The organism is Pseudomonas sp. MAFF 730105 (assembly GCF_055380705.1).
The window spans coordinates 3,590,007-3,609,688 of sequence record NZ_AP018438.1 but is presented as its reverse complement, the minus strand read 5'-3'; the positions used below and the strand labels follow the sequence as shown (position 1 = coordinate 3,609,688).

Below are 19,682 nucleotides of genomic sequence, written 5' to 3'. Positions count from 1 at the left end.
GCACCTGGGGGATTTGGGGCTGGAGAGCAGGTCACCGGTTGAACATCTCGACGCCTGCAGAGGGGCCACGATAGTTGTGAACCCCTGTGCGCGGCAATCGACTCAAGCCTGTAAGCGTTGCCGTAGACTCAGTGGCCGCATATCGGTCCACACCTCCTTGATGTAGTCCAGGCATTCGGATTTGCTTCCGCGTTTTCCCGCCAGGTGCCAGCCTCCTGGCAGCGGTAGGTCGGCCGCCCAGATGGAGTACTGCTCTTCAGCGTTGGCGACGACCAGGTAAACGCCGTGGTCTTTTTCTTCAGTGGTCATGGTTGCACTACCTTGGAATGTAAGGGATTGTTAGATTTTCCTGATAATCAGCATGTACATCTGCCCATGCAGGTTTGGAAATTTGGCTTTGAAGGCCAGATCCATGTCCAGCAGGTTCTTGATTCTGTAAGGGCCGTCCTGCTGCAGGTCGAGCTCATAGCCCAGGGATTCCGGGAACAATCCCAGGCTCCTGATCTCTTCGACGACGAAGCCTTGCGCGGTGGCCATCTTGCTGGCATCGGCGCGGCTGATCGCGTTCTGGCGCATCAACTCTTTCTGTTCATGGGAGTAGATGGAAAGGTAGGTCAGGTGCGGGCATTCGATGTCCCAGGTCGAGATGACACAGAACCCACCGGGCACCAGGCAGCGATGAATTTCTGAAAGGACGGTGGGAACGTCTTGTCTGGGAAAGTGCGCCGCGGTGCCCATCATGCACGTGATGAGATCGAACTGGGTGCTCTCGAACGGCAGTGCCCGGGCATCGCCCTGGTGGAAGTTCGGATTGAGTGCACCGTTGCTCTTCTGCCGGGCATATTCCACCGCCATCGGTTCCAGATCGACGCCAAAGGCCTGGATGCCTTGCTGGGCCAGCAGGGTCGGGTAGCGGCCGGTGGCTGCGCCGATGTCCAGGCTTTTGCTGAACGGTCCGTAATGCTTGATGCAATCGAGCATGTTGACCAGTTCCAGCGACTTCTTCGCCTCGTCCTCAGGGACGGAACAGTCATAGCGCATATAGGCGGCGACGTCGTAGTCGAGCTTCGCGTCGGCGACCTTGTCTTGGCTGTCCAGAGCGTACTCGGAAATGATCGACAGCAAGCGCTTGCGATGCTCGGCCACTGACGTCAGTTCCGTGGTCCGAGGATGTGGGACACCGTCTTCAGGGGCCAGGTCGAAACCGCGCTGCGAGACCGGGCTGAGCAGTTCGTGAATCAGGCTGCCATACCAGTCCGTGTCTTCCGGGTTGGGGCGGGAAGTGTGCTGTGAGGATGGGGCATTGAGACTCTGCAGCCTGGCGCAGACATCGAGATAATTGGGGTTGAGGGTGAACACCACCTCGTAGTATTTCTGGGCTTCAGTGACAGAGCCTTGTTCCTCATGGATGCGGCCCAAGGTGTAGAGCGTCTTTTTCGCCTCTTCGGTGACGGTCAGCTCCCGTGCTCGCCGGAACGCGGATTTGGCTGCGGAGGGCAGACCCGCATTGAGAAAGGATTCTCCGGCCAGGGTGAAACTCTGCAGTTTCATCCGTTCATCCTGGCCGGCCCAGGTGAAGTGCCGTGCGGCTTGATGCCATTCCTGGCGTTTCTGGTGGGCCTGGGCCAGGAGAAAATGGCTGGTGTAGTGCTTGGGGAAGCGTTGTACGTCCTCGCTGAGCAGTTTGATGGCGAGTTCATCCAGGTTGTCCTGGCCCAGCTGCAGCGCTCCTTCGTTCAGCCAGTTTGCGGCGTACTCGGTCAGGCCCATCTGACCCAGGCTGGCGAGGGTTTCATTGACCGCGTGGCGTTGCTCGGCGGCATTGTCCAGACGTTCGGCGATGGACTGTTGAATGCTGATCTGTTCGTTAAAGGCATCATGGGCGTGGTTGGCGAGCAATTTGACGGTGCCGTCGGTGCAGCCTGAAACGATGATCGAACCATTTTCCGAAATGCCCAGGGCCCAGACCTCGCCATCCACTTGCCGGGACCAGAGTTGCTTGCCTTGGCGGTTGAGGAGATGGATCTTGCCATCCAGCGACCCTATCGCCACCGTTCCGCCCTGGGACACCGCCACACTTGAAGTGCGGGCATCCTGATGCCGCCCGCCGAGCGCTCGGTCCTTGAGTGCCCACAGGGTGTCGGTATGGCTGGAGTTCTCCAGATGCGGTTGCCGAGTTTGGCTGAGCTGATAAGTGTTCTCCACTCGCGTGGCGATATGATGCGCCTGGTTTTTGCAGAGAATGGTCAGGCGAGCACCATCAGCCGAGAAGCTGATACTGTGAACCGGCGATTCCAGTACGGCGTTGAACAGCTCCTGGCCATCGGCGCTGAAGAGATAGACCGTGCCCGTTCCATCCGAGGTCCGTTGCGAGCCTACCGCGATGTGATGAGCGCAAGAGATGGCCGTGGCGGTGATCTCATCAGCAAACCGATGGGACCAGAGCAACTCGCAGTCGCGGGACAGCACCTTCAGGTTGCGGTTTTTACACGCAATGACGAGCAAGGCGACGTCGGCTGTGATCGAGAGGCTGACGACTGCGGAGCCGACGTTTCGGCTCCAGAGTTCGCTGTACGGGGTCTCCAGGAATAGTGGGCTTGGATGAGCGACGTCACTCAAGCCATAGGCCATGTTCGCGGAGGCTCTTTGCACACTGGCCGGGGTGTAAACATCAGCGTTGAAGTTGGTCATGGCATTCCTTATCAAACCATCTTGTTTGTTCGTGTTTAATTGAAGTGCTTGCAGATATACGGCGTGGCAGCTTCCAGAATGCTGTAGTGGTCGGCCTTGAAGGCATGCGTCTTGAACGACCGCTCACACCAAGGTCGCCACTGGTTCCGGAGTTCGGCACTTTCTTCTGTGTGCAGTAACGTCAGGTCGCTGTTTATCCCGGCTTCGGGAAGATAATCCGCCAGGGCCTGTTGGTTGGCCTGGAAGACCTGCAGTCGTCGCGTCAGCTGGTGGTCGTCCATGCTGTCCGGGATCAAGCCGATCCGCCGTGCCGCGGTAATAGCCAGAGGGTCCCGGTCTGGATGTTCAATCAGTTGGCTCATCTCGCTGGCCGAGAATGGCAGGCTGACCGAGAGTGAGCGGGCCATGTCCATCAGGTAGGCCCCCAAGGGCCATGTCTGCGCCTGTGCTGGACGGCCTGGCGCTGGTGCGTCGATCAGCAACAGGTGCGCTTGCCGGTCTTGCCTTTCAAGTTGACGGGCCATCTCAAAGGCAATCACCCCGCCCATTGACCAGCCACCCAGCAAGTACGGCCCTTCGGGCTGGACCTCAAGCATCTCTGCGATATAGGTCATGGCCAACTCTTCCAGGGTCTGGAAGACGGGAGCGCCGCCTTCAATGCCTTTGGCCTGGAAGGCATGCACATTCATGTCATCGGGCAACAGCTGTGAAAGCTTGATGTAGGGCGACACTACACCGCCAACGGCATGCACCAGGAACAGGTGTTTGTGCGTCCCTCCCTTGAGCCTGATACAGGTCGAGTTCCGTTCGCCGAGCCCCTGGCTGATTCTGTCGATGAAGGTGCCCAGATCCGCTGACTCGAAAACGTCGCGCACGGAGGCGGCGAGTCCCAGTTCCCGGTTGACCTGATCGATCATCTTCATCGCCAGCAGCGAGTGCCCGCCTCTGTGGAAGAAGTTGTCGTTCAAGGCGATGGCGTCGAGTTTCAGCGTGTTTTTCCAGATAGTCGCCACGCTTTTTCCGAGCGGCGTGGTCGGCGCGCACAGTTGGCCAGGGAGCGGCTGAGACGTGATGACAGGCGCGGGGAGTGCGCGCCGGTCGACCTTGCCGTTCGAGGTCAATGGCAGCTGCTCAAGGAACAGGAATGAGATATCCACCATATGGCTTGGCAGCGTCTGGGCCAGAAACGCTCTCAGCTCAGCGACATTCGGCTGGTCCCCGGCAACGCCAACCAAATAGGCCGTGAGGGTCGGGTTGTCGGGCTCGCTGGCGTGCATGCTGACGACGGCCTGGCTGATTTGCGGGTGAGCGCACAGCCGCATTTCAATTTCACCCAACTCGATGCGGAAGCCGCGCAGCTTGATCTGCTGGTCGTTGCGTCCCAGGTATTCGATATCGCCGCTGGCACGGTAACGGGCAATATCGCCAGTCATGTACATCCGGCTTCCCGGTGTTCCGTGGGGATCGGGCAGGAACCGCTCGGCGGTCAGGTCCGCACGCTTCAGGTAGCCCCGGGACAGTTGCACGCCGGCCAGGTAAAGCTGGCCGGTCACACCGATGGGAACGGGTTGCAGCGCATCGTCGAGAATGTAAGTGCGAGTGTTCGCGATCGGTCGGCCGATGGGTACGGCATCACGCGTGTCATTGGGCTGGCAGTGCCAATGGGTGACGTCTATCGCGGCCTCGGTTGGGCCGTACAGATTGTGCAGTTGCGTCGCCGGGTAGCGCTTGAAGAATTCATTTTGCACCGAACTGGAAAGCGCCTCGCCACTGCTGAAGACCCGGCGCAGGGCACGGCTATGATCGGCCTGGGTGAAGGCCATGTAGGCGCTGAGCATCGAAGGGACGAAATGCGCGGTGGTGACACATTCACGTTCGATAAGCGCTTCCAGGTAGCCAGGGTCCTTGTGTCCTTCGGGCTTGGCCAGCAGCAGGCGAGCGCCCACGGACAGTGGCCAGAAGAACTCCCAGACGGATACGTCGAACGAAAACGGCGTCTTCTGCAGCACCCGGTCAGTGGCGTCCAGCGGGAAGGCGTCCTGCATCCAGAGGATTCGGTTGATGATGGCCTGGTGGCTGTTCAATGAGCCTTTCGGTTTGCCCGTCGAGCCCGAGGTGTAGATGCAGTAGGCCAGGCAGGCCGGTTCCAGCGAGCGCCCGGGGTTGGTTTTCGGCTGGCGGGCAAACGCCGCGTCCGAGTCCAGGCACAGGCTGTCGCTATTTTGCAATACGACCCGATCGATCAGGCTGCGTTGGGTCAGGGTCATGACCGGCGAGGCATCTTCGAGCATGTAGGCGATACGCTCGTCCGGGTAGTGCGGATCGATCGGTACGTAGGCACCGCCGGCTTTCAGGATCCCCAGCAGACCGACGACCATCTCGACGCTTCGCTCCAGACAGATTGCGACCAGATCGTCTGGCCCGACGCCGCGTTGAATCAGGTGATGGGCCAACTGGTTGGCTTTTTCGTTGAGTTCCCGATAGCAGAGATGTTGCCCTTCAAAGCTGACCGCGATGGCGCCTGGGGTCTGCTCGACCTGCTGTTCGAACAGGTGATGAAGCGCCGCCACCGGATGGAAGCTCACATCGGTTGCATTCCAGTGCTCGAGCATCCGGTTTTTTTCCGATGGGCAGAGCAGATCGAGGTTGGCGATTGGTTTCTCGGCGTTCTGGACGACAGATTCCGCCAGGGTTTGAAACTGCGTGGCCATGCGTTCGAGGGTGGCGGCCTCGAAGAGGTCGCTGTTGTATTCCCAGCGCGCCTGGTAGCCGTCGGCCGAAGGCGTCAGTTCCAGGCTCAGATCGAACTTGGCGGCGGTGGCGCCGATGTCGAAGCTGCGGACGTCCAGGCCAGGAAGCCGCAACTCCTCGGGCGCGGTGTTCTGCAGGACGAACATCACTTGGAACAGCGGTGAGCGGCTCATGTCCCGGGGAACATCCAGGGCCTCGACGACTTTCTCGAACGGTAGGTCCTGATGGGCGTAGGCGCCGAGGGTGGTGTTTCTGACCTGTTCCAGCAATTGGCGGAAGGTTGGGTTTCCCTCGAGCCGCGTGCGCAGGGCGAGGGTGTTGACGAACAGGCCGATCAAGGGTTCGACCTCGGTACGGGTCCGATTGGCAATGGGCGTACCGACGACGATGTCGTGTTGGCCACTGTGGCGGCTCAATAGCAGGTTGAACAGGGCCAGCAGGGTCATGAACGGCGTCGCGCCCAAGCGTTGGCTCAAGGAGTCGATCTGCCCGGACAGGGCCGGGGCCAACGTCCGGCTGATGACTTGGCCGCGGTAGCTCTGTATCGCCGGGCGCGGTCGGTCGGTTGGCAGCTCGAGGCTGGCGGGGGCCCGGGATAGTTGTTGGCGCCAGTAATCGGCCTGCGCCTCGAATACACTCGGGGCCAGGCACTCCCGTTGCCAGAGGGTGTAGTCGCTGTACTGGATCTCCAGGGGCGGCAGGGGGGAGGCCTGACCCGCCTTGAACGCCTGGTAGAGCGCGCTGACTTCACGGCTGAGCACCGCGATCGACCAGCCGTCGGCAATGATGTGATGCAAGGTAAACAGAAGGACATGTTGCTGTTCCGCTACCCGCAGCAGGGATACCCGTAGCAGTGGGCCGTTCTCCAGCGAGAACAATTGCTGCGCGTCCCTGCGTGCCTGGTCCCGGGCCAGCGAGAGCGGTTGTGGGGCATGACACAGGTCGGTATAGACCAGTACGTCGGCGACCTGGGGGTGAACGATGCTCACCACCTGGCCGTCTTCTCCAAGGGAAAAGGTCGTGCGCAGCGGCTCGTGGCGCCGGATCAGTTCGTCCAGGCACTGACGCAGCGTTGGTACGTGCAGCGCGCCGTTCAGTTCCAGGGCCAGTGGGATGTTGTAGGCCGTGCTCGAATGGTCAAGGCGATTCAAGAAAAACAATCGTTCCTGGCCAAAAGACGCAGCTTTGATCCCCGACCCCGTGCCGGCGGCAGCGATTGCCGGCAGGGCCGATGCCGGGCTTCTGTTGATACGCAGCAGCAGTTGTTCGATCGTGGGGGCTTCGAACAGGGTGCGCAGCGCCAGGTCAACGTTCATTTTTTTACGAATGCGCGAGACGACCTGGGTGGCGAGCAGAGAGTGTCCGCCGAGTTCGAAAAAGTCATCGGTGATACCGACCCGTGGCAGGTTGAGGACACTGGCCCAGATAGCGGCGAGCTGTTGCTCGCTCTCGCTTCGGGCGGCGACGTAGTTATCGCCGAGAGCGTCGGCCTCGGGTTGCGGCAAGGAGCGTTTTTCGACTTTGCCGCTGGGGGTCAGGGGCAAGGATTCGAGGATGACGAAGGCGGTCGGGACCATGTAGTCCGGCAGCGTTCGTTTCAGTTGCTCTTTGATGTCCGCGATCACCGGCGTGCAGTCGCCTTTAGCGACCAGGTAGCCCACCAGTTTCTTGAGTCCCGGACGATCTTCCCTGACGACTGCCGCCGCGCTGGCCACCGTATCGAGGGCCATCAGAGCTTGTTCGACCTCGGCCAGCTCGATACGGAAACCGCGGATTTTGACCTGATGGTCCGAGCGTCCCAGATACTCGATGTTGCCATCCGGCAGGTAACGCGCGACGTCACCGGTTTTGTACATTCGAGCGCCCGGTGTGAGGCTGTGGGGGTTGGGAATGAAGCGTTCTGCGGTGATGTCGGGGCGTTCCCAATAGCAGCGCGCCAGGTGTACACCGGCAATGTAGAGGTCACCCCGCACCCCGACGGGAACCGGCTCCAGACTGGCATCAAGTACATACATCTGCGAGTTGAACAGCGGCTTGCCGATAGGCGGAAGGGCTGGCCATTGGGAGGCGTCGCCGCTGAGCCGGTAGCCGGTCACAAAGTGCGATTCCGTGGGGCCGTACTGGTTGTGCAGCAAGGCATCGGGCAATTTCTGAAACAGCTCGACGACTTCCTGAGTGACTTGCAGTTGCTCCCCGCCGCAGACGATCTCCTTCAGGCAGGCCAGTTGATCGAGGTCCCTGGCGGCGTCGGCAATGCCTTGCAGGGCGACGAATGGGATGAACAGACGCGCGATCTCCTGTTGCTGGATAAGCTCCAGCAGCAGGACGGGATCCCGGCGGGTTTCTTCGCTGACCATGACCAGTGTGCCGCCGCTGGCCCACGTAGAGAAAAACTCGTCGAAACTGACATCGAAACTCAGCGGCGAGAACTGCAGCGTGTTATCGCCCCGGCCCAGGCGCGATTCGGTGAGTTGCCACTGGACCAGATTGGTCAGCATTTCGTGGGTCAGGGCTGCGCCCTTGGGTTGGCCGGTCGACCCCGAGGTGTAGATGACATAACACAGATCAAGCAGGTTCTGCTGCCTGGCTGGATTTGACGAAGCTTGCTCCCAGGCGCTCGCACACTGGTCCATACAGATAACGGTATCGCTGCAACCTTCGACACGGGGCAGCAGGCTGGTCTGGGTGACAATCAGGTGGGCGCGGGCATCCTGGGCCATGAAGCGCAAACGCTCGGTCGGATAGCTCGGGTCCATGGGCACGCACACGGCACCGGCCTTGAGAATGGCGAGAATCGCCACGGGTACATGCATCGAGCGTTCAAGGCAGATTCCCACCAGCATGCCCGGCTGGACGCCCGAGTGTTGCAAGTGATGGGCGAATTGATTGGAGCGGGCTTCCAGTTGCAGGTAGGTCATCGACTCGGTGCCGAATACCACCGCCGGCAAGCTGGCGCACTGCTCGCTCATTTCGGTGAACAACTGATGGACCGCCAGGGGACGATAGGGGCGGTGCATTGCATTCCAGTCGAGGAGGATTCGCTGCTTCTCTTGCGCGGTGATCATTGGCAACAATTGGATCGGTTGTTGCGCATTGTCGATCGCCGAGCGGGCCAGTGTTTCGAAGTGGCTGGCCATGCGCTCGACGGTGTCGGTGTAGAAGAGGTCGCAGTTGTATTCCCAACGCATCTGGTAGCCCTGGGCCGAGGGCGTCAGCTCAAGGGTCAGATCGAACTTGGCTGTCGTCGATTCGACTGGGAAGCTGCCAATGTCCAGGCCCGGAAGGGCAAGTGTTTCCAGTGGGGTGTTTTGCAGGATGAACAGCACCTGGAACAGCGGCGAGCGACTCATGTCACGAGGGATCGCCAGGGCTTCGACGACTTTTTCGAAGGGCAACTCCTGATGGGCGTAGGCGCTGAGGGTGGTATTGCGAACCTGCTCCAACAGCTCGCTGAAGGTCGGGTTGCTTTCAAGCCGCGTGCGTAAGGCCAGGGTGTTGATGAACAGGCCTATCAGTGGTTCGACCTCAGAGCGGGTCCGATTGGCGATCGGCGTGCCGATCACAATGTCTTGCTGGCCGCTGTAGCGGTTCAGAAGCACATTGAACAGGGCCAACAGGGTCATGAACGGGGTGGCCCCCTGGGCCTGGCTCAACGCGTCGATCTGTTCGGACAGTGACTTGTCCAGCGACCGACTGATGACTTGGCCGCGGTAGGTCTGAATCGCCGGGCGCGGCCGATCGGTCGGCAGTTCCAGGGTGGTGGGGGCCTGGTCCAGGTGCTGGGCCCAGTAGGCGATCTGCGCGTCGAACTCGATGGGCGCCTGCCATTCTCGTTGCCAGAATGCATAGTCGCTGTACTGGATTTCCAGTGGCGGCAAGGGCGAGGGTTGTCCCTGGGTAAAGGCCTGGTAAAGAGCCATGACCTCACGGGCGAGGACCGCGACCGACCAGCCGTCACCGATGATGTGATGCAGGGTCAACAGCAAGAGGTGTCGCTGGTCGGCGATTTGCAGCAACGATGCCCGTAACAACGGGCCCTCTTCCAGGGAAAACAGCTGTTGCGCTTCGGCATTGGCCTGGGTTTGAGCGATCAAACGCGGTGTTGGGTGATGACGCAGATCGCTGTAGACCATCTGACCCAGCGCCTCGGAATGAACCTGTGCCTGGGGCTTTCCGTCCTCGTTGAGGGCAAAGGTGGTTCGCAATGAGTCGTGCCGATGGATCAGCTCGTCCAGGGATCGGTGCAGCGCCGCCACTTCCAGCTCGCCGCTCAGCTCTAGGGCCAGCGCAATGTTGTAGGCCGCGCTGGCAGGCTCGAAATGATTCAGGAAGAACAGGCGCTCCTGGGCAAAAGACAGCAGTTGAGGCCTTCCAGGCAGCGAATACGGCAGAATCGGCGGGGCCTGTCGAACCGACTCCGAGCCCAGGCATTCGACCAGTTGCGCAATGGTCGGCGCTTCGAACAGGGTGCGCACCGTGAGATCGATATTCAGGGCTTTGCGCAGCCGGGAAACCACCTGGGTGGCGAGTATCGAGTGTCCGCCCAGGTCGAAGAAATTATCGGTGATACCGATGTTCTCCAGCTTGAGCACTTGCTGCCAGATATCGGCCACGACCTTTTCCATGGCTGTGCCGGGCAGGACATGCCTATCGCCGGGTGGCGTTACGCAAGGCGCTGGCAAGCGCTTGCGATCGATTTTGCCGTTGGGAGTCAGGGGCAGTTGTTCGAGGACCACGAAATGTGACGGGATCATGTACCCCGGCAGGGTCTGCGCGAGGTGCTGACGCAGTTGCGCCGGATCTGCCGAGTATTGCTCGCCGACCAGCAGGTAGGCCACGATCTGCTGCTCTCCCGGCTGATCCTCACGGACAATCACCACCCCTTGGCGCACATCGGGGTAACTGACCAGTTGTGCTTCGATTTCACCCAGTTCGATGCGGAAGCCGCGGACCTTGACCTGATGATCAATGCGCCCGAGGAATTCGATTTCGCCGTTGGGTAGCCACTTGACCAGGTCACCGGTTTTATAAAGACGATCTCCCGCCGCGGATCCATAGGGGTCAGGTACGAACTTCTGCGCGGTCAGATCCGCACGATTGAGGTATCCCCGGGCGACACCTTCTCCGCCAATGTGCAACTCGCCCGGACTGCCAGTGGCACACAGGCGGGAACCTTCATCGAGGACACGCAGCACGGTATTGGCGATCGGACGGCCAATGGAGCTGGTTTCGTCCGTCACGCGGCTGATGGCCGACCAGATCGTGGTTTCGGTTGGCCCATACATATTCCACAGCGAGTCGGTGCGTTGCAGCAGTTTGCGCGCCAGCGCCGGTGCGAGGGCCTCTCCACCACAGAGCACCTTGAGTGCCAGCGTGCTGGGCCAACCGGCTTCAAGCATCAGCCAGTAGGTCGAGGGAGTGGCTTGGATGAAGGTCACATTCTGATGGATGGCCAACTTGATCAAGGCCTGGCCATCGGCCGCCGCATCACGTTCGGCCAGGACCAGGCTGGCCCCATTGATCAGCGGCAGAAAAAGTTCGAGGACACTGATATCGAACGAGATCGAGGTCACCGCCAACAGCCGGTCCTGGGCGTTGATGCCGGGCTGCTCAGTCATGGAGAGCAGGAAATTGACGACCGCCCGGTGAGGCACCTGGACGCCCTTCGGCAAACCGGTGGAGCCCGAGGTATAGATCACGTACGCCGTGTTCCGGGCGGTGACGGGATAGCGGCTATCGGAGTAGAGCGGTTCGGGTTCAGTGCGATCGAGCAGGACAATGTGCAGTCCTTCGTCGACGAATGTCTCGGCGTACTGTTTCTCGCTGAGCAACACCTTCGCGCCGGAGTCCTGGAGCATATGCAGCAGGCGGGCATGGGGATAGCCGGGGTCCAGCGGGATGTAGGTCGCGCCAGCGATCCAGGTGCCGAGCAATGCTGCCACCATGGTGATCGAGCGATCGAGGCATACCGCCACGCAGGTTTCGGGACCCGCGCCCAGCGCCACCAGTCGTGCCGCGATGGTACGTGCTTGCTGCTCAAGCTGACGGTAACTGACTTGTTGTCCGGCGCAGAGGATGGCGATCGCATCGGGGGTGAGCTGCGCCTGGGCCAGGAACAGATCATGAGCGCATTGGTCTACGGCGCGCGGGTCAGCCAACGTCGCGGCGGGTGCCAGCCGAGACAGCCGCTCTTGCTGGGGTAGAAGCTCAAGGTCGCCGATACGGGTGTTGGCGTCGGCAACGATGGACTCCAGCAATACGCGGTAATAGCCGCTCATGCGCTCGATTGTGGCCTGGTCGTACAGCGCGGTCCGGTACTCGAAGAAGCCTCCCAGGGTTCCCTGGCAGGTGTTCATTTCAAGCGACAGGTCGAACTTGGAAAAACGGCTGTTCTGCGTCAGTGCACTTGAGGTCGTTGCGCTGAGTGTCAGTGCCTGCGCCACATCTTGGTTGAAGAAGGAAAACAGCACCTGGAAGATCGGCGAGTGGTTGAGTTCCCTCGCTGGACGCAGTGCCTCCACCAGGCGTTCGAAGGGGATATCCTGGTGCAGGTCTGATTCGAGCAGTGTCGATTGTGCCTGTTGCAGGTAGTCGGCAAAGGGCTGTTCCGCGCGCATCTGGCTGCGCAACACCAGGGTATTGACGAAGAAGCCGATCAGCGGCTGGATTTCTGCGTTATTGCGATTGGCGACCGGGTAACCGACGCTGATGTCGGACTGATTGCCCAGGCGAAAAAGAAGTGTGTTGAAGGCGCAGATCAGCACCGTGAACACGGTCGTGTGATGACGTTGGCTGAGTTGCTGGAGTTGTGTCCCCAGCTCGACGGGAAGGCTGAAATAGACGCGGTTGCCGGCGTAATCGAGCCGAGGAGGGCGGGGACGGTCGGTCGGTAGTTCGAGGACGCTCGGCGCATCCTTGAGCTGGGTTTCCCAGTAGTCCAGTTGCGGCTGCATCACTTCTTCCTGCAGCCATTCCCTTTGCCAGACGGCGTAGTCGGCGTAATGCACTTCAAGCGCTGGCAGCGCGGGCGCAGTGGCGTGCAATTGGGCGTCGTAGAAGCTGCTGAGTTCGTTCAGCAAGATGCTCATGGACCAACCGTCCGCAACGATATGGTGCACAGTCAGCAGCAGAATGTGTTCGTCGGGCTGAACCTTGACGGCCGTGGCCCGGATCAGCGGAGCGGTCGTCAGATCGAAAGGCTTGGCGGCTTCATCGTCCATGAACTGTTGTAGCGTGACGTTCTGTTCGACGAGTGCTGTCAGCTCGACAGGCGTGATCTTCACAGGCGCCTCGCGGGAGACGATTTGCACAGGCAGATCGTCGTCCACCGCAAAACGGGTGCGTAGCGCTTCATGCCGCTGGATGACGGCGTTGAGGCTACGTTCCAGGACATCGAGCCGCAGTACCCCCCTGATCCGGCAGGCTGCCGGAATATTGTACAGGCCGGTGCCGGGTTCATATTGTTCAAGGAACCACAGGCGTTGCTGAGCAAAGGAAGTACTGAATTGATCGGCTGACATGACTCAAACTCTCTCTGATTCCCTGTCAGGGTTCGCCGGGTCTTGATAGAGCGCTTCGCGTGGCGCATGCATCGAGAACAATCGAATCCGAACAGGGGCACTAGGGCATTCTTTTAGGGGCGACCGGTGATCGGCACCCGTGGGTCGGCTGTGGAGTCGGGCGCTCACTCAACCGTCTGGTTTCGCGCCAGGCGCCTTATCGGCGGAGGCGACGACCGTGGCATTCGTGTTGCCTGGTCCACATAAACCGCCATGGCAGCGATTGTTGGCGACTCGAACAACAGCTTCAGGGGAGGGCTGACCGAGAAGATTTCCTGGGTTCTGGCGAGAATCTGCGCGGCCAGCAGGGAATGCCCTCCGAGTTCAAAGAAGCTGTTGTTGATCCCGATTCGCGGGACTTTCAACGTCTCTTGCCATAGGGCGACCAGGGTTTTTTCTGTGGCGGTGGTAGGGGCCTGGTATTCCTCTGCCGGTGTGTCCGCGTGATGCACGTGAGGCGCAAGCGCCTTTCGATCGATCTTGCCGTTGGCACTGAGCGGCAATGCGTCGAGACCCACGAAAAAGCTCGGCAGCATGTAGTCGGGCAGCACTTTGCCAAGCTGTTTGCGTAGCTCCGCGCTATTGATCTCGCCCGCACTGGAGGCGATGAAGGCCACCAGGCACTGGCCGCCAAAGGCATCATCCCTGGGTACGACGACGGCTTCGCGCACACCGGTGCACTGCAGCAAGGCATTTTCGATCTCGCCCAGCTCTATGCGAAAACCTCGGATCTTGATTTGATCGTCGACACGTCCGAGGTACTGGATATCGCCCGATGGCAGATATCGCCCGCGGTCCCCGGTGAGGTACATCCGCCGACCATGGCTATCGAAAGGGTCCGGGATGAAACGCTCTGCCGTCAGGTCAGGGCGTTCGAGGTAGCCTCGAGCAAGCTGCACGCCGGCGATGTAGAGATCGCCGATGACGCCCACGGGAACGGGCTGCAGCGTGTCGTCGAGAAGGTACAACCGAGTGTTGGCCACGGGACGGCCAATCGGTACGAGTGGGTGACGGTAACCGGGCTGGCATTCCCAGTACGTGACGTCCACGGCCGCTTCGGTCGGACCGTACAGGTTGTGCAACCGAGTGTGTGGATAATATTCGAGGAATTGATTGGCCACGGCCACCGGCAGGGCTTCACCACTGCTGAATACCTGGCGTAACGCGGATGGCGATGCCCCTGACTTGAGGAAGGCTTGCAGCATCGAGGGGACGAAGTGCGCGGTGGTCACTTCCTGTTCACGGATGATGGCCTGCAAATAGGACGGATCCTTGTGACCCTCGGGTTTGCAGATGACCAACCGGGCCCCTTGGAGCAAGGTCCAGAAGAACTCCCAGACCGATACATCGAACGAAAAGGGCGTCTTTTGCAGGACCCGGTCGTTGCTCGATAATGCGTACTGCTCTTGCATCCACTGCAACCGGTTGACCACCGCACCATGGGCATTCATCACCCCTTTCGGACGGCCTGTGGAACCGGAGGTGTAGATGCAATAGGCGAGGCAATCGGCATCACCGATATTCAAATTGTGCGATGGGTGCTTCGCGATCTCTGGCTGTTCGGTCTCCAGCCAGAGGGTCGGTACCGAATGTTCAGGCAAGCAGTGCCGCATGTTCTCCTGTGAAACCAGCACGTCAGGTTTCGAGTCTTCCAGCATGTACGCCAGGCGCTCGGCCGGATAGCCGGGGTCCAGGGGCACATAAGCGCCCCCGGCCTTGAGGATGGCCAGTAGCGCAACGACCATTTGCGGACTGCGCTCGATGCACAGCGCAACCCGCGAGTCGAGCTTGACGCCGTAGTCGAGCAGATGACGAGCCAGCTGGTTGGCTTGGACATTGAGCTGCGAGTAACTCAGTTGCTCCTCCTCGAAGACTAGCGCGATGGCTTCGGGGGTGCGTTCAACCTGTTGCTGGAACAGCTCGTGCAGCGTTTGTCCGACGGGATAGTCCCGTTTGGTGTCGTTCCACTGGGTGATCAACTGTTGCCGCTCGGCGTCTTGCAGCAGGGGCAAGGTTTTGACCGGCAACTGTGGCTGTGCAGTCGCACCGGCCAGCACGACGAAGAAGTGATTCATCAGGCGGTCGATGGTCGAAGCAGCGTACAGCGCCTTGTTGTATTCGACCGCCACGGTCAGGTTCGCTGCTGACGCGTGCACTTCCACTTTCAGCTCGAACGCTGCGTGGTTGACTGTGTTCGGGTGATGACCGACGAGGGTGATACCGCCGTTCTTTTGCAACCCCGAGGGCTGTGCGTGCTCGGCTATTTCGTTGTGAAAATTCATCACGAGCTGGGCATAAGGGGTGCCACTGGTTTGCCTCGGTGGGGCCAGGTGCTTGAGGATCAGTTCGAACGGGATTTGTCGGTCGTAAGTCGTCAGTAACTGTTGGGCCGTGGATTTCACCAGGCTGCTGAAATCCTCGTCGCCCTCGATATGGCTGTGCAAAGGCACCACGTTAATGAAGTTGCCGACCAGGCCTTCGGTGCCCTCCGGGCGGTTCGCCGACATGACGCCGATGCACAGGTCATTCTGGCCCGTCATGCGTCGCAGCAAGACATTCATGGCGGTCACCATGACCATGAACAGCGTGGCGTTTTGTGCTCGGGCGAATGTTTCGAGCTGTCGAACGAGTGGCGATGGAACTTGCAATTCGCGCACAGCGCCTTCCTGGCCGGTATTCTCGTGGCGTGGAAAATCTGTCTGCAAATCCAGGGAGGTCGGGGCGTGGGCCAGGTGTGTCCGCCAGAAATTCAGTTGCTCCTCAAGCCAAGGCCCGGCGAGATTCTGCTGCTCCCACACGGTGTAGTCGGCATACTCGATGGGCAGCGCGGGAAGTGGGAGCGGATGACCTTGCGCAAGGGCGTCGTAGAGTGCCGAGAAGTCACTTTGCAGCACCTTGCTTGACCAGCCGTCACAAATGATATGGTGCAGGGTCAGCAGCAGGACATGGCGCTGTGGAGCGCTTTGCAGCAAGCGTGCGCGAATCAGCGGCCCTTGTTCCAGATTGAACGGTTTATAGGCTTCCTCGCGTATGGCCTTGGCGATTTCAGGCGCTGCGTTGTCGCCCTGTTGGCTGAAATCGACCACCGTCAGCGGGATTTCCAGCGTCGGCAGGATCTGCTGTTGGAGCATGCCGCCTTCGCTTTTGAACAGGGTTCGCAACGGCGCGTGGCGCGCGATCATCAGGTTCAGGACCTGCTGGACAATCTGCACGTCCAGGGGCCCGTCGATGGTCAGTGCCAGGGGCAACGAATAGAACGGATTGTCCGGTTGGTACTGGTCGAGAAACCAGAAACGTTGCTGCGCATAGGACAGTGGCAGTGGACCTTGGCGTGGCGAGCGAGCGATGGCCGGCAGGGATTGACTGGATGGGCCTTTCGCAGCGGCGACTTCCCTTGCCAGCAGGCGCGGTGTCGGCGAGTGGAAGAGGGTGCTCAGGGGGAGTTCAATGTTGAACTGCTTGCGCACCTCCATCACCATCTGCGTGGCCAGGAGTGAGTGCCCGCCCAGGACGAAAAAACTGTCGGTACTGGAAATGTCCTCTCGATCCAGCGCGGTCCGCCAGATCGATAACAACTGCGCCTCTATTTCCGCATGGCGCGGATTGTCCTGAGCCTGCGCCTCATGCGTTTCGTCATCCCTGCTCCAGAACCAGAGCGTCGGCAGTTGTGCCGCATCGAACAGCTGTCGGCAGCGGCCCCGCTGGATCTTGCCGCTGGAGGTCCTGGGTATGACGCCGGTCTTGACCAGCAGCAGCGCCGACAGGTCGAAGATTTCGTGACGATCGGCCAATTCAGCCCGGAGGCGGGAAATCAGCCTGTCGGTATCGGCCTGTTGCCTGGATTCCAACTCCTGCACGATCACCAGATGACTGGTCTCGCCGTCCTCGATGGAGAACGCGGCACAGCCATTGGCGCGAAACGCAGGGTCCAGGGCCTCGACCGTCATCTCGACGTCCTGAGGGTAGATATTGCGGCCGCCGAAGATCATGACCTCTTTTAACCGGCCGGTGATATAGAGATCGCCGTCGCTGATGAACCCCAGATCGCCGGTACGCAACCAGCGACCTTCCTCACCTTCAGCCTGGGTATGGAAAATACGGCTCTCTTCTTCCCGTTGCCAATAACCCAAGGCGGTGGACGGACCTCTTATCCAGACTTCACCCACCTGTTCCGGAGCGAGTCGCACCGAGCGCTGCGGATGAAAAATCCCGACCTGATGATCGCCGGTGAACTCGTTGCCCGTAGCCACCATCTCCACCGCATCCGCGGCATGTAATTCAGGCTTGACCTGGCCATCTTCAAGCGCGCTTTTGCTGATACTGCGGATAAGTGGCAGCTGTCCGACAGGGGTTCGCATGTTGGCGGTCACCAACAGTACGGACTCGGCCATGCCATACGCCGGGACCATGGCGTGAGGTTTCAAGCCACAGTCGGAAAATGCTTCGACAAACGCCTTCAGGGTTGCCGGACGGATACGTTCCGCGCCGTTGACGGCAATTTCCAGCGAGCTGAGATCGAGGGAACTCTTCTGTTCTTCGGTGATGCGCTGAACGCAGAGCTGGAAGGCGAAGTTGGGGCCGCCGGTGATCCGGGCGCGGTAATCGGAGATCAATTTCAGCCAGCGGTAGGGGCGCATGACAAACGCCGCCGGGGGGAACTGCACGCAGTGGCTGGCCATATAGACCGGAAGTATGATCGCGCCGATCAGGCCGAAGTCGTGATGGGGCGGCAGCCAGGAGACAAAGACGTCCTGTTCGCGTATCCGATACGTCTGTTTCGACAGTTCGACATTCGCCAGCAGGTTGGCGTTGCTGACCATGACGCCTTTCGGCGCGCCCGTCGATCCCGAGGTGTACTGCAAGAACACAATATCGCTCGCAACGGTCGGCGGACTGCGCCACTGCGCGCTCGCATCCTCCAGGGTATTGCTGGCCAGCCAGATGAGGTCGTCCAGTGGGTTGTCCGTTCCACCGGTGGCGGCCATGCGCTCGAGTCCGGTGAGTACAGTGTCGAGCGTCAGGGCGAGGGTCGGTTGTGAGTCCTGCGCCAACAGATGCAGTCGAGGCAGCGTCTTGGCGTTGGCCGGCGACAGGGCCGGAACCGCGATGACCCCGGCATAGACACAGGCATAAAAGGCAACGGTGTATTCCATGCAAGGGGGATACACCAGCAGCACCCTGTCCCCGGGTTGGGTACGGCGTTGCAGGTGGGCCGCCAGGCTACGGGCTTTCTGATCCAGTTGAGCGAAGGTCATGCTATCGCTTACCGACTCGCCGTCAGCCAGGTAAGTAAAGGCCAGGTGCTCAGCGCTGCCTGAATGTTGAGCCGCTCTATAGCGAACAACTTCCAGGAAAGTATTAAAGGTTTGCGTAGTTGGCTTGTTCATTTGACGGCCCTGAAGTTTCGCGGTGTCGATGGTGGTAGCGGGGTCCTGCTGGTCGACAAGGGATTAGGACGACGCATTGGCCGTGTTTTCTTTACTGAGCTGGACGGCGCGTTCCGGAAACATCAAGGGGAATTGAAGTAGTGCGAATAAGGCACGGTATGCCGGTCGCTGGGGAGTTCTTTGGTCAGTTCTGGAAGTCTTAGCCAATGCAGGCCGGGTTTGTAATGATGTTCTTGGTGATAACCCAGGTTGAAGGTCAGCAGGTTGTAGAGTTTTCCATAACAGCTGACGGAGTCGCGTTTCGGGTCGTAGGCGTCTGTTGCGCCCCAGTGTTGAAAATAATTTTCTCCTTGTCTGAGGCTGTCGATGACGTAAGTGGCCGGAATGAAGTAAAAGAAAAAAAACTGCCAGTCGATCAGGCAAAGTACCAGGCGGAACAGGAACCACGCCGCCAGGTCGTATTTCGCGGCCTTCAGTTTCGACGGTTCCAGCAGCTTCTTTAATGCACGAGTCGCTAACTCCGGATCCTCCGGGGAGGCGAGGGCTGCGACGCGTTCGATAGGCCAGTATTTAAGCAGGATCAACAAGGTGAAGTACTTCAGTCCCAGCGATTCGAAGATGAACAGAGCGAAGCTGATAAGTTGTTTTGTGAGCGGGCGCTTCAGGCCGAGGATCGCCAGAATGGATTTGTCGTTCCATGACTGATGGGTGGCGTGGTGGATGCCATGGCCGATGTTATAGGGCGTTTTAGGCGCTTCCGTCATGGAAAAGCCCATTCGCACCAGCGTGTTCATCCAGCGAATGCGAAAGAATGGAGTGTGGTAGTGATTGTGGTTGGCACCGGCGTTCTGCAGGGAAAGGGCAAACAGGACGGGGACCATGCCCAACAGCGCGATCAGCGACAGGCTTTGATAATGGTAGGCCAATAGGGTGTAAACGCTGATTTGGAAAGGGATCACCAGGCAACACGCAATATCCCAGCGGGAATACCTGAATACTTTACTTTGAAGCATGTCCACTCCTTGTGACGTTCTTCTGCACGATGAAGCTTTCCCGAGGGAACCAGATTGAGGGGCGGCGGTATGTTGCGAAGGTTTGTTCCAGCCAAGTGCCGTTACAGTTAGGTTTTTCGAACCCTTGTTTTTATGAGCACTTCAATAAGGGGTGTGTCGATGCAAATCGTGTGGAACTATTATCTGTTTCTCCGTGAGAGGATTTTTGCTTTTTTCGAGGTCGGCAGCAGCGTTATAGAAATATTTTTTCTTTTTCTCGATGCTATTGAGAGAAAAAATCC

General features: G+C 59.6%; 5 protein-coding genes. All 5 read right to left on the bottom strand.

Annotated features, from left to right (window positions below):
• Nucleotides 1-102: 102 nt before the first annotated feature.
• Nucleotides 103-309 (bottom strand): MbtH family protein, encoded by a 207-nt coding sequence (locus tag PCOSP_RS15680; protein WP_139642834.1) that lies wholly within the window; start codon nucleotides 307-309, stop codon nucleotides 103-105.
• Between the two features lie 30 nt (nucleotides 310-339).
• Nucleotides 340-2,691: a methyltransferase domain-containing protein gene (locus PCOSP_RS15675; protein WP_464708926.1), complete on the bottom strand. Its 2,352-nt coding sequence runs from the start codon at nucleotides 2,689-2,691 to the stop codon at nucleotides 340-342.
• A 35-nt stretch (nucleotides 2,692-2,726) separates the two neighbouring features.
• Nucleotides 2,727-12,962 carry a non-ribosomal peptide synthetase gene (locus PCOSP_RS15670; RefSeq protein WP_464708924.1) on the bottom strand — a complete coding sequence of 3,412 codons (10,236 nt, stop codon included), beginning with the start codon at nucleotides 12,960-12,962 and terminating at the stop codon, nucleotides 2,727-2,729.
• A gap of 164 nt (nucleotides 12,963-13,126) precedes the next feature.
• The gene (locus PCOSP_RS15665; RefSeq protein ID WP_464708923.1) at nucleotides 13,127-18,388 is read right to left on the bottom strand and encodes an amino acid adenylation domain-containing protein; all 5,262 of its coding nucleotides are present in this window, start codon (nucleotides 18,386-18,388) and stop codon (nucleotides 13,127-13,129) included.
• A 122-nt stretch (nucleotides 18,389-18,510) separates the two neighbouring features.
• Nucleotides 18,511-19,401 (bottom strand): fatty acid desaturase family protein, encoded by an 891-nt coding sequence (locus PCOSP_RS15660; RefSeq protein WP_464708922.1) that lies wholly within the window; start codon nucleotides 19,399-19,401, stop codon nucleotides 18,511-18,513.
• Nucleotides 19,402-19,682 lie beyond the last annotated feature (281 nt).